Annotated in this window: 8 protein-coding genes; 4 read left to right on the top strand and 4 right to left on the bottom strand. The window is 35.3% G+C overall.

The window, feature by feature from the left end; genetic code table 11:
• Positions 1-16 precede the first annotated feature (16 nt).
• From mdxK to VOI54_RS07015, 4 genes are all read right to left on the bottom strand, one after another.
• Entirely contained in the window at positions 17-2,326 is a 2,310-nt protein-coding gene (gene mdxK, locus VOI54_RS07030; protein WP_326282015.1) for a maltose phosphorylase MdxK, read from the bottom strand.
• Positions 2,298-2,996: a beta-phosphoglucomutase gene (gene pgmB / locus VOI54_RS07025; protein WP_326282014.1), complete on the bottom strand. Its 699-nt coding sequence runs from the start codon at positions 2,994-2,996 to the stop codon at positions 2,298-2,300. Before pgmB ends, mdxK begins: the two co-directional genes overlap by 29 nt.
• 6 nt (positions 2,997-3,002) lie before the next feature.
• On the bottom strand, positions 3,003-4,361 hold the full coding sequence (locus tag VOI54_RS07020; protein WP_326282013.1) for an MFS transporter: 1,359 nt from the start codon (positions 4,359-4,361) through the stop codon (positions 3,003-3,005).
• A gap of 131 nt (positions 4,362-4,492) precedes the next feature.
• Positions 4,493-5,566, bottom strand: coding sequence for a LacI family DNA-binding transcriptional regulator (locus tag VOI54_RS07015; protein ID WP_326282012.1), 1,074 nt, complete (start codon positions 5,564-5,566; stop codon positions 4,493-4,495).
• 342 nt (positions 5,567-5,908) lie between these two features.
• Between VOI54_RS07015 and VOI54_RS07010 the strand changes: the two genes are divergently transcribed.
• Genes VOI54_RS07010 through VOI54_RS06995 form a run of 4 tightly spaced genes read left to right on the top strand, consistent with a single transcriptional unit; the run spans position 5,909 to position 13,158 of the window.
• Positions 5,909-8,986, top strand: coding sequence for a SusC/RagA family TonB-linked outer membrane protein (locus VOI54_RS07010; protein WP_326282011.1), 3,078 nt, complete (start codon positions 5,909-5,911; stop codon positions 8,984-8,986).
• A 10-nt stretch (positions 8,987-8,996) separates the two neighbouring features.
• A complete protein-coding gene (locus VOI54_RS07005) occupies positions 8,997-10,538 on the top strand; it encodes a RagB/SusD family nutrient uptake outer membrane protein (RefSeq protein ID WP_326282010.1) in 1,542 nt (513 codons plus the stop codon).
• Between the two features lie 45 nt (positions 10,539-10,583).
• Positions 10,584-11,684, top strand: coding sequence for a SusE domain-containing protein (locus tag VOI54_RS07000; RefSeq protein WP_326282009.1), 1,101 nt, complete (start codon positions 10,584-10,586; stop codon positions 11,682-11,684).
• Between the two features lie 16 nt (positions 11,685-11,700).
• Positions 11,701-13,158, top strand: coding sequence for a SusE domain-containing protein (locus VOI54_RS06995; protein ID WP_326282008.1), 1,458 nt, complete (start codon positions 11,701-11,703; stop codon positions 13,156-13,158).
• Positions 13,159-13,167 lie beyond the last annotated feature (9 nt).

The following is a 13,167-nucleotide window of genomic DNA, read 5'->3' as shown; positions in this document are numbered from 1 at the left end:
TATTTATGAAACTAAACTAGTTTGCTTTTTGCAATTGCTTTTGTTTAAGCAATACAGGTTCATCATTCACGAGTATTTCTAAATCATCTCCTTTTACCAGTTCAAAATTTGTTTGATTTTGAGCAACATTTACTTTTATAATATGATCTCTAAAATTTATTTTAAACGAATAGGCTTGCCACTGTTTTGGTATCTTAGGCGTAAATGAGAGTTTACCTTTTTTTATGCGCATCCCTCCAAACCCTTCAACTATACTCATCCAGGTACCTGCCATTGAGGTAATATGCAATCCTTCATGCACTTCATGATTATAATCATCCAGGTCTAATCTTGAGGTTCGTAAATAAAAGGTATACGCCTGCTCCATTCTGTCAAGTTTAGCGGCCTGTATACTATGTACACAGGGAGACAATGAACTTTCATGCACGGTAAATGGTTCGTAGAAATCAAAATGACGTTTTAACTCATCATCTGTAAAATCATCTTCAAAGAAATAAAACCCCTGTAAAATATCTGCTTGTTTGATATACGGGGAGCGCAAGATCCTGTCCCAGCTCCATTTTTGATTTATGGGCCTTGCTGACTTTGGTAAGTCTTTAACGGTTATAAGTTCTTTATCTAAAAAGCCATCCTGCTGTAAAAACACATGATGCTTTTGTGAATATGGGAAATACATGTTATCAGCAACGGCTTTCCATAGGGCCAACTCTGCTTTTGATAACTTCACTTTCTTTACAATTCTTGAAAAGTCCTCAGGAAACTCTGATTCAATTTTTTCAATAAGTTCTAAGGTATAATCAATACACCACTGTGCTAAATAATTAGTATACCAATTATTATTTACATTGTTTTCGTATTCGTTAGGCCCTGTTACCCCTAGAATAACATATTTACTTTTATCTTTAGAAAATGTTGCCCGCTGCTGCCAAAAACGTGCTATTCCTATTAAAACTTCTAAGCCTTTTTCCGGTATATAACTATAATCTCCTGTATAACGGCAGTAATTGTATATAGCAAATGCAATGGCTCCGTTACGGTGAATTTCTTCAAAAGTAATTTCCCATTCGTTATGGCACTCTTCACCATTCATGGTAACCATTGGGTATAGTGCTGCGCCATTATTAAATCCTAATTTTTCAGCATTTTCTATGGCTTTCCCTAAGTGATTATAGCGATATTCCAAAAGGGTTCTTGCTACCTTTTGATCTTTGGTTGCCATATAAAATGGTATGCAATACGCCTCAGTATCCCAATAGGTACTTCCTCCATATTTCTCACCTGTAAACCCTTTTGGCCCAATATTTAATCTGGAATCTCTACCTAAATATGTTTGATTTAACTGGAAAATATTAAAGCGGATGCCTTGCTGTGCTTTTACATCACCATCAATAGTAATATCTGCCATCTTCCAGATTTTGCCCCAGGCTTTTGCCTGTCCTTTCAATAACGTATTAAATCCCTTTTGAGTAGCAATTTTCAATACCCCTTTTGCAGCTTCAATCAATTTAGTCTTATCATGATATCTGTCTACCGTATACCCCCCATATTTATGAATGGCATATGTTTGATTTTGCTTTACATTATATGAGTAACTTAAACCAATATAAAGGTCTTCTTTTTTAACATTTGGTTTTATTAAAACGGAGTTCCCTTCTATAAATACCTTGGATTCCATAAACGAACAGGTATGGAATTCGGTTTTCATGGTATGCGCCTCAATAAAAGCCTGATGACCTTCATAACTTACACCTGTAGTGTTCCAAAACTTATCATCCCAATTAGAGTCTTCGTTAGTAATAGCTGCGTCCAGGTATGGTTCGAAGGTAATTTCTGCATCCTGATTTAACGGTGTAATTTCATAATTTATCGCTCCAACTTCATCTAAATCCAGGCTTAAAAAACGTACTATTTTAACCTCAACCTGTATACCACTGGCCAGGGTTGCTTTAAAGCTTCTTGATAACCAACCAGCTTTCATATTAAGCTCCCTTCTAAAATCATCTACACTGGTACAGGTATTTAAATCTAAATGCTCTCCGTTAATCAATACATTTATTCCTATCCAATTAGGGGCATTAAGTACTTTTGCAAAATATTCGGGGTAACCGTTTTTCCACCAACCCACACGTGTTTTATCCGGATAATACACTCCGGCAATATAGTTCCCCTGAAAGGTTTGTCCTGTATATTGTTCTTCAAAATTGGCACGTTGCCCCATGGCTCCATTACCGATACTAAACAAACTTTCTGAGGCCTTAACACGACTTGTATCAAATCCTTCTTCAATGATTGACCAATTATTTGGTTTTATATAATCCTGGTTCATCGTTCTTCAATATTTTTTCTGAAATGACCTTTAAGAAAAAATCACTAGGTATTTCAGTTAAATTGTTAAAATTAAAATCTGCTTCATGGAGTATGTCCTCATCCCCAATTCCAACAGATGTCATATTAGCGCTGTTAGCTGCTTCTACTCCTGCTATAGCATCTTCAAAAACAATACAGTTTTCCGGTGCCAATCCCAGTTTTTCAGCACCAATTAAAAAGACTTCCGGGTCTGGCTTAGCCTGAGATACACTATTACCATCTACAATACCTGTAAATCTTTCATACAACCCCACCTGCTTCAATATTAACGGTGCATTTTTACTGGCCGATCCTAGTACATATTGAATCCCTAATGCATCTAAAGTATTTAGAAGCGCATTAGCTCCCGGAAGGATTTCATCTGGTCCCATTTTTGTAATATATCCCAGATACACTTCATTTTTGCTAATCAAATAGTCTTGTTTTTTAGTTTCAGATAACTCTACATTTCCTATATCCAATAAAATTTCCAATGACCTTACCCTGCTTACTCCTTTAAGTAACTCATTATGCTTTTCGGTAAACTCAAAACCTAATTCATCAGCAAGGTCTTTCCATGCTAAAAAATGATACTTTGCGGTATCCACTATAACACCGTCCAAATCAAATATTACTCCTATTTTATTCATTGATTACTATTGAACAACATCATCAACATCTTTTACCTTAAACACTAATGCTGCTGCGATTAAAAAACTAACACCACTCATAACCAAAGCATATACAGCATGGTTATCATAGGCATATTTCACAAGCGGCCCACCAATTAAAGCATTAATTATCTGAGGGATAACAATAAAGAAATTGAAGATCCCCATATAAACACCCATCTTTTTTGGTGAAATTGAACCCGCCAATATAGCGTAAGGCATAGCTAAAATACTAGCCCATGCTATACCCACTCCTATCATAGAAACGATAAGCCAGTTTTTATCCGGCATAATGTAAATAGATAGCAGGCCTAAACCTCCTATAACCAAAGACACGGCATGTGTTTTTTTTCGCCCTAATCTTTTAGCTATGTATGGAAGTGCAAATGCATAAAAAGCAGAAATTAAATTATAAACTCCAAAAAGTATCCCTACCCAATCACCGGCATCCTGATACATAGCACTGCTACTATCTGTGTATGACAGTCCAAAGGTATGTTGTGCAATAGCCGGCGTTGCAAATACCCACATTCCAAAAAGTCCAAACCAGGAAAAGAATTGTACCCAGCTCAATTGGCGCATGGTTGTCGGCATTTTTTTAAAGTCGTCAAAGATGTCCAATAAACTGGATTTTTGGTCCGGGTCATCTTTTTCCATAGCGTCAGAATGTGCCTGTTCATCTTCAAAACTTGCCAATTCTTCGGGTGAATACTCCTTAGTTGTTGTTACAGTAACTAAAATTGAAATAATTAAGATAATCGCTCCAATAATAAATGACAACACTAAATTAGCCGGTACTACGCCTTCTGAAATTTCATTGGACATACCAAACCAATTAGCTAAAGCATAGGGCAACCAAGACCCTATAACCGCTCCAAAACCAATAAGTGCCGTTTGCACACTAAAGCCTAAGGTACGTTGATCAGTTCTTAAATTATCTCCAACTAAAGCTCTAAAAGGCTCCATTGCGATGTTAAACGAAGCATCCATAATCATGAGCATACCCGCACCAACCCATAAGGCCGGCAAAAAGGCAATGAACATATCCGCCTGAGGCATAAGCACCAATCCTATAGATGCCAAAATAGCTCCAACCAGAAAGTAAGGCTTACGTCTGCCAAATCGACTCCATGTTTTATCACTATAGTGGCCAATTATTGGCTGAACAATTAAGCCCATTAAAGGTGCTATTATCCAAAACCACGACAACTCGTGAACATCGGCTCCGAAAATTTGAAGTATTCTACTTGCGTTGGCATTTTGAAGGGCGAACCCCATTTGAATTCCCAGAAATCCAAAACTCATGTTCCAGATTTGCAGAAAACTTAATTTACGCTTTTCCATTAAATAGTATATTAAATTAATACTATTTGATAAGCGATATTACTTATCAAAACTTATGTGAGAAGTGAAAATATAAGTTTTGATTTCGCAACAAAGATAGGAAAGATTTTAATTTTTCCTAATATTTTTTCTTATTTAGTTGATTCTCTTTCAATAATTTCCGTTTCAATAACCATCTTAATATAGTCAGATTTCCGTTCATTATTGCTAAGGTATTGATCCATTTCTGCGTCTTCTGCTTCCAACCTATCTATCAATAAATTTGCAGCCTGTTCGCCAATTTTTTGTCCATGTTGACTTACTGTGGTCAAGCTTGGTGTAGCGTGTTTTGAAAGCACACCATCTGTAAAACCAATAACCTGAATATCATTAGGTATACTTAAGCCTAGTTTTCGCGCCACCTTCATAGCCGTAACAGCATACAGTTCGTTAACAGCAAAAACCGCATCAATGTTTGGATTGGTTTGAAAAAACTGTGCTATTTCGGTTTCCAAAACGTCTAAATGATTCTCAACATCCAGGCTGTCATCAATCTTCAATATTAAATTAGGATCAGCCTCTATACCACTGTGTTCAAGGGCTTCTAAATAACCTTGAGTCCTTAGCCTGCCCACACTAACATAGTCCATTGTAGTAAGCAGAGCAATATTTTTACAACCATTCTCCACCAACTTTTTTACTGCTTTTACCGCGCCGTTAAAATCATCTACAATCACCTTATCACAATCCACTTCATTAACTACTCTATCAAACATGACAATAGGTATACCCTGATTTATGGTAGCATTAAAGTGATGATAATCTTGCTTAAGCAAAGTTTCTTTTGAAATAGACAAAATAAATCCGTCAATACTACCGTTTGCCAGCAATTCCATATTGATAATCTCTTTGGTAAAAGATTCATTAGAGAGCCCAACAATAACGTTATACCCACGCCTATTGGCAATTAATTCAATCCCTCTAATAACCGTTGAGAAAAAATGATGTACAATTTCAGGAATTAAAATACCAATAGTCTTTGTTTTTCTGTTCTTTAAACTAAGCGCTATATTATTAGGACGGTAATTGTATAATTTAGCAAATGCCTGTATTTTTTGAGTGGTATCTTCACTAATCTCTTTACTATTGCTCAAAGCCTTAGATACCGTAGAAATTGATACGTCCAGCTCTCTGGCTATTTGCTTTAAAGTTATTTTTCTTTTCATTTAATTTGATGTTTTTTAATACTCAAAACATAACATAATCAGCAATTCTTTAAAGTTCTAACGAATTACCTGTTTTTACTACATTTTCACTGATGGTAATTTACTTCAAATAATCACAATATCAAATACAAGAGATTAAAAGAAATTACTCTATTCATTACCAATCCGTTAGTGAGGTTTTCTCAAAAAATCATCATATTATTGAAAAGTTGTCAACACGAAAACGTTTTCGCTAAGAATTTCGTAACTCATAATTGTTTGTTTACAATTTCTTTACATAGTTTTGGTTTGAGGAGTGAAAATATAATAGACTAAATTAAACTTTTAAATTAAACAAATTATATGAAAACAACGACTAAACGTTTTCTGTTCTTGATGCTCATTTTTCCTGTTTTTATGTTTGGACAAACAGCTTTAACCGGAACAGTTACAGAACAAGGAACATCCATACCGTTGCCTGGTGTTAATGTGATAGTACAAGGAACAACAAACGGTACTGCTACAGATTTTGATGGAGGCTTTGCTATTGAAGTCAACGATGGTGATGTTTTAGTATTTTCTTATGTTGGCTACCAACAAATAGAAATTACCTATAACGGACAAAGCACACTAGATGTACAATTAGCCGAGGACACTGCCCAGCTTGATGAGGTAGTTATTATTGGTTATGGTAGTGTTAGAAAAGAAGATTTAACTGGGTCTGTTGATGTAGTTTCTTCAAAAGAGTTTAATAAAGGGGCTGTTATTTCAGCAGACCAACTCTTAAACGGAAAAGCTCCTGGAGTTAAAATAACTACGGCAGGTGGACAACCCGATGCTGCTCCAAATATTAGAATTAGAGGTGGAGCTTCTTTATCAGCAAATAGTAATCCGTTAATTGTAATTGATGGAATCGCTGTTGACAATACTAACCCTGCTGGTGTAAGTAATCCATTGACACTAGTAAACCCAAATGACATTGAAAGTTTCAGTATTTTAAAAGACGCATCTGCAACTGCTATTTATGGTTCTAGAGCATCAAACGGTGTAATTATAATCACTACTAAGAAGGGTACTTCAGGAGAAGTTAAATTTAACTTTTCATCATCAATTTCATCATCTTCAGTAAGTAAAAAAATAGATGTATTTGACGGCGATCAATATGTAGATTTCATTAACTCAACTTTCCCGCAAGAATCTGGACGTTTAGGTGTTCCTGTTGGGTCAGTAGATACTTCTGAACCTATTTCTCAAATTATAAATGGACGCGCCATTTATAATTCTGAATGGCAAGATGCCATTTACAGAACAAGTTTCTCTTCTGATCACAATTTTAGTGCAAGAGCTAATTTATTTGATAAAATTCCTTTTAGAGGCTCTATTGGGTACAACAATACAGAAGGTATTGTAAAAACCAACGATTATGAACGTATTACTGCTTCTATAAAATTAACACCAAAATTATTTGATGATCATTTAAAAATTGACTTAAATGCGAAATCAATATTTGTTGATAAAAACAGTGTTGATGAAGGCGGGGCTTTAGGTGGAGCACTTTCATTTGACCCGACTAAACCCATTTTTGATAACTCATCTCCATTTGGTGGATATTACACCAACTTAAATGATCAAGATAATATTGATGGCGCTAGTAACCCAGTGGCACTATTGCTTCAACGTAAAAGACCAGAAAAAGTCAGTAAAATTCTTGGTAATATTGAGTTTGATTACAAAATGCACTTCCTTCCTGAATTAAGAGCTGTAGTAAATTTAGGGATTGAAGCTTCAGAAGCTAAAATAGTTGAAACTTTTAGTGACAACGCCCTAGCTACTTATAGGTTAGACAACACTAACTCAGACCCTGGTAATGATATATATAATTATGTATTCAACCCCGGAGAAAATTATAGAGAAAATCAAAATATAACGAATACTACTATCGAATCATATTTGGCTTATAGAAAGGAGTTTGAAAACTTCTTCATTAATAATTTTGATATTCAAGCAGGTTATGGATATCAAAATTTTAAAAATGACGGTAATAAGGTTATTTATAGGTATAATACTGAAACGGGGTTAAGAGAAATTGAACCAAATGAATCAAATCCAAATAACAGATATTATAACACTTTGAATTTGCAGTCATTCTTTACAAGGTCAAACATAAATATCTATAACAAATATTTAATAACCTTATCATTAAGAGCAGACGGCTCCTCCCTTTTTAGAAAAGAAGAGAGATGGGGGTATTTTCCAGCTGTAGCCTTAGCATGGAAACTTAAAGAGGAATCGTTCCTTCAAAACTCTGAACTTGTTAATGACATAAAACTAAGAATTGGTTGGGGAGAAACTGGACAGCAAGACATTACAGGGATTGCTGGTTTCTATCCTTCAATCCCTTTGTTTGAAGCAGGTTCTGGCACAAGTCAATATTTACCTGGTGTTCCTATTTACAACGCAAAACCTTTTAATAGTAATTTAACTTGGGAAAAAACGACTACTTATAATGCTGGTATTGATTTTGATTTATTTAAAAATGGATTATTATCTGGAGCATTTGATGTTTTTAGAAGAGATACTAGAGACTTATTAGTAGATGCTCCTGTTGGACCTGGCCAAGGACTAACTGATGTTTTTCCACAAAATATTGGAGAAACAAAAAGTGAAGGTTTTGAACTCAACTTAAATATAAACCCAATAAGAAATGAAAACACTAATTTCTCTATTAATGGTAATGTATCCTATAATAGAACAGAAGTAGTAAGCCTTAAAGATGTAACTTCAATTAACGCTCCTGGCTCAGGATTACCAACAGGTACAGGTGTGAATTTAGCAAGACACGTTGTAGGGTTAGAAGCATACTCAGCATGGGTGTTTAAACAAATTTATGACGTAAATGGCAGACCAATTCCTGGAGCATTTGTTGACAAAAACGGAGATGGTGTCATTAATAATGATGACAGATATTATCAGCCTTTAAGACCAAATTGGACTTTCGGTTTTGGTTTCTCATTTAATTATAAAAACTGGGATATTAGTTCTAGTTTCAGAGGCCAATTCGACGGTTTAATTTACAATGCTCCCTTATTAACTAGAGGATATACCGAAGCAGCATTACCAAATAACACGCAAAGTTTAAACAACACGTTAAATTTCTATTCTGGTGCTGCTGATGATAATATTGTAGACATAAGAGGAAATATTCCATTTTCTGATTATTACTTAGAAGATGCAGCTTTCTTAAGATGTGAAAATATTGTTTTGGGTTATACCTTTAATGAGTTAGTAAAAGGTTCTAATTGGAAATTTTACGCTGCTGTCAACAATGCATTTTTAATTACTAAGTATTCAGGACAAGACCCTGAAAACTTTAATGCTATTGATACTAATTTTTATCCAAGGCCAAGAGTATATTCTTTTGGAATAAATGTTGATTTTTAAAAAAACGAACATGAAAAATAAAATTTTAAACTTTTTTATATGTCTAGTACTTATTTCCAACGTTGGATGTACAGACGATTTAGAAACCACGCCATTAGTAGAACTATCTCTTGAAGAATTACTTAAGCAAGATCCTAATGCTATTGAAGGTATTGTTTCTAGACTATATGCATCATTTGCTTTATCAGGTGTTAATGGTCCAGGCAATTCAGATATAAGTGATGATGCTGGAGAATCTCCTTTTTTAAGAGGAATAATAAATCTTCAGGATTTCACTGCAGATGCTATGAAAAACCGCTGGGGTGATGATGGTCTTGACCAATTAACAACGACCTCTAACTGGGATGAAAACAATAAGTTTTTCAGATATTTATTTAACAGAATCTATTTTACTGCACCGCAATGTAACAACCTCCTTGCCATAATTGATAATATTGATGTTGAAAACAAAGAGTCTGTTATTGCTGAAGTCCGGTTTTTAAGAGCCTTAGCTTATTATTACTTAATAGATACATTTGGTAAAGGTGTTTTAGCAACAGAAGATAATTTTGGTAATTCTACACCATTACCTGAATCTTCAAGATCAGAAATTTTCGCATATATTGAAAGTGAGCTGATCGCAGCAGAGGCGGCATTACCAGCTACAAACACCTACGGTCGAGCTTCAAAAGCTGCTGGACAAATGCTATTGGCAAAACTATATATGAATGCCGAAGTATATACTGGAACTGCTCGGTATGATGATGCTTTAATATATATTAAAAAAGTAATCAACGAAAGTAGCTATAGCTTAGACCCAAATTTTATTCAACTTTTCTCGGCAGATAATAGTACTTCATCAGAAATCATATTTCCTTTAATAGCTGATGCAAATACTAGTCAAAGTTTTGGAAATACAACTTACATTGTAAATGGCAGTTTAAGTTCAGAAACACTAACTCTTGCTGACTTTGGAGCTACAGAAGGATGGGCCGGACACAGAGCTTCAAAGGGCTGGTATGGTTTATTTGGAGACCTAGGAACTTCAACTGATATTAGAGCCAGTTTATTTTGGACTGATGGCCATACTTATGAAATGACTGACTATCGTGAATGGACCAATGGTTACCCTTCAGTGAAATTTAGAAACACTAATTTTAGTGGCAACTCTATTGCAACTTCTTTCTCAAGTACAGACTTTCCTTTGTTCAGATTAGCAGATACTTATTTAATGTATGCTGAATGTGTACTTAGAGGTGCCTCAGGGGGAGATATGAATACTGCATTACAATATGTAAATGACGTAAGAACAAGATCTAATGCAAGTGAAATCACAACATCTCAATTAACCTTATCATTCATAATTGATGAACGAGGAAGGGAATTAAACTTAGAAGGGCATAGACGAAGTGATTTAATTCGTTTTGGGATGTTTACAGGAGGAAACTATTTATGGCCATGGAAAGGTAATACTGTAGATGGTACTTCAATCCCTAGTACATATAGTTTATTTCCTGTACCATTATCGGCATTACAAGCCAACCCTAATTTAACCCAAAATCCAGGGTACTAATAAAATCTAATCATAATGAAACATTTGAAAAAAAAATCAATTATAATGTTAACCACATGTTTATTCATTTTGGTTAACGCTTGCGAAGACAAATTAGACACCTTTGTCGTTTCTGAAACTACACCAGTAACACTTTCTGATTTAGAAATTACAAATATAGAATTAGACCCAGTAAACATTAATAATCCCGCAGTTACATTCACATGGACATTCGCAGACTATAACCAACCTGCTTCAGCAAATTATAGTATAGAAATAGCCGCTGATGAAGCCTTTACTAATTCAACTGTAGCTATAGTTATAAATGGAAAAAATAAAGCTACATTATCAATTAAGGAATTGAACTCTGCAGCAAGAGCAGTTGGTTTACCTCCGTTTACATGGAATAGTTTATATGCTAGGGTTATATCTTCTTTAGGAACTCAATCAGGGTTGCCTGTAAATTCAAACAGTATTACTTTTAATGTATTTCCTTATTTCAATTATACTTTTGACGATTATTACTTTGTGGGTAATGGTACAGCACCTGACTGGAATAATAACGCCAACAACCCTCCATTATTTAGAGATAGCGGTAATGAAAACCTATACTACTATACCGGTTATTATAAAAATGATGATGGTGACTTTAACAATGGGAGGTGGAAAATTTTAGAAACTAGAGGTCTATGGCAACCTCAATGGGGTGTGATAGAAAATGAGGGGAGTGATGACCCTAAAGAAAGTGGAGAAATTGCAGGAAATCCAGGTACACAAGATACAGACCCTGGTAGGTTTGGAGTAACTACAAGTGGTTATTACGAATTCACAATTGATTTTGCAAAAAAAACCTATACCACTGTTCCCTACGACTCATCAGGCGCAGATAATTATACCAGTATGAGTATTCAAGGCACAGCAACCCCTACTATTGAAATGACTCAATCTGATTTTGATAGTCACATCTGGTATTTAACCAGTACCCGTTTGGTCGCTGGAGATTTACAATTTGTAACCAATACAGGCTCTACTTGGGGAAGCACAACTGTGTTTTCTGGACAAGCTTCTGAAAACGGAGGCAAAATCCCTGTTGTGGTTTTAGATGATTATGAGGTTTGGTTTAATGACCTAACCGGGCGTTATATCATGATTCCTTTGAATTTATAATCAAAAAAAAATAGACATGAATATATATATAAAAAAAACAACCATTCTTTTATTTGCAATAGCCCTTATTTTTACGAGTTGTGAAAATGAAGAAACATTTGTGCTTACTAATCCTGCACCTTCTTTCGTTTTACAACAACCTAGTATTAATAGTGTGTTTTTAAATTTTGGAACACCAGATAACGCAGCCATTACCCTTTCATGGAATGACAACTTAACAAACAGCTCATCCTATGATGTTGAAATGGCACTAGAACCAGAGTTTGGCTTACCAATAAATTTAGGTTCAGTCGAAGGAAACTCTTTTACTATAAACGTAAAAGGATTAAACGAAGCCATTAGGTCTACAGGAGTTACAGACTATGTTGATATTACTACATATTTTAGAATAAATGGAGAAGGAACACTAAGTAACAACATTCAATATTTAGTGACCACTTATCCTATTGAATTACCTAAAATCTCAAGCCCTATTAATAATGATGCTTTTGTCTTATCTTTAGATTCTGCAGATGAAATAGCAATGACAGTTACATGGTCAGATGAAGCTTTGTCCTCACCCCAAGAGTTAGAGATTACATATAGTATTGAAGCTGCAGCAGCCGGAACTGATTTTACTAACCCAGTTTCAATTGGGTCTGGTACAAACATTACCTCAATTACCTCAACACACTCAGATTTAAATGCAGTTGCTATTGGAATTGGATTAACAGCTGATATTGCTGGCGACATGGACATTAGAGTAGTAGCCTCATACACCAATAAAAATGGGAATGAACTTGTAAGAACATCAGAAACTATAACAATTTCTGTTACGCCTTATAATGTATCTTTCCCTAACCTTTACTTAGTTGGTGATGCAACAACTCCGGGATGGAACCCTGATAACAACAACACTGTTGTTTTTAGAAATCAAGATGTTCCTAATGCTTATGTATTTACGGGGTATTTTGGAGCCGGAGCCTTTAAAATGTTGGAAACTACTGCATGGCAACCACAATGGGGAACCAATGATGGTTCTACTTTAGCGGTAAATCGCGGAGGAGGTTCAGACCCTGGCACCTTTAATGTTGCTACTGCCGGATATTATACATATAACTTCACTACGGTTGGAGATGCCGGAAGCTTTACTGTTGTGGCTTATGATGCCTCTGCCGCGCCTGTTTATCCAACTATAGGTATTATTGGTGATGCTACACCAGGTGGATGGGGTTCTGATACAGACTTTACTCAAGATCCTAACAACCCACATTTATGGTTCGTAAATGGCGTGACGTTAACTAATGGTGGAAGCATGTTAATTAGAGCTAATGACGCTTGGGATGATGTATGGAGATATACTGGTTCAAATGAACTATACGGTACAGCAATATTAGCTGGTGGCGGTGACAACATACCATTTAATGCGCCTACCGGAAGCTATGACATCTGGTTTAATGATCTGGATGGAAGCTATAATATAATTCCTAATTAAAATTAATAG

The sequence above is a fragment of the Alterotamlana spongicola genome, from assembly GCF_035818475.1.
Classification (GTDB): domain Bacteria; phylum Bacteroidota; class Bacteroidia; order Flavobacteriales; family Flavobacteriaceae; genus Cognatitamlana.
Note: the sequence above shows the minus strand (reverse complement) of the source record. Positions and strands in the feature narration are given on the sequence as shown.

Excerpts from the sequence above, each read along its gene's own strand:
- VOI54_RS07020 (WP_326282013.1), bottom strand. The coding sequence starts at position 4,361 with ATGGAAAAGCGTAAATTAAGTTTTCTGCAAATCTGGAACATGAGTTTT.
- mdxK (WP_326282015.1), bottom strand. The coding sequence starts at position 2,326 with ATGAACCAGGATTATATAAAACCAAATAATTGGTCAATCATTGAAGAA.
- VOI54_RS07010 (WP_326282011.1), top strand. The coding sequence starts at position 5,909 with ATGAAAACAACGACTAAACGTTTTCTGTTCTTGATGCTCATTTTTCCT.
- VOI54_RS07000 (WP_326282009.1), top strand. The coding sequence starts at position 10,584 with ATGTTAACCACATGTTTATTCATTTTGGTTAACGCTTGCGAAGACAAA.
- VOI54_RS07015 (WP_326282012.1), bottom strand. The coding sequence starts at position 5,566 with ATGAAAAGAAAAATAACTTTAAAGCAAATAGCCAGAGAGCTGGACGTA.
- pgmB (WP_326282014.1), bottom strand. The coding sequence starts at position 2,996 with ATGAATAAAATAGGAGTAATATTTGATTTGGACGGTGTTATAGTGGAT.
- VOI54_RS07005 (WP_326282010.1), top strand. The coding sequence starts at position 8,997 with ATGAAAAATAAAATTTTAAACTTTTTTATATGTCTAGTACTTATTTCC.
- VOI54_RS06995 (WP_326282008.1), top strand. The coding sequence starts at position 11,701 with ATGAATATATATATAAAAAAAACAACCATTCTTTTATTTGCAATAGCC.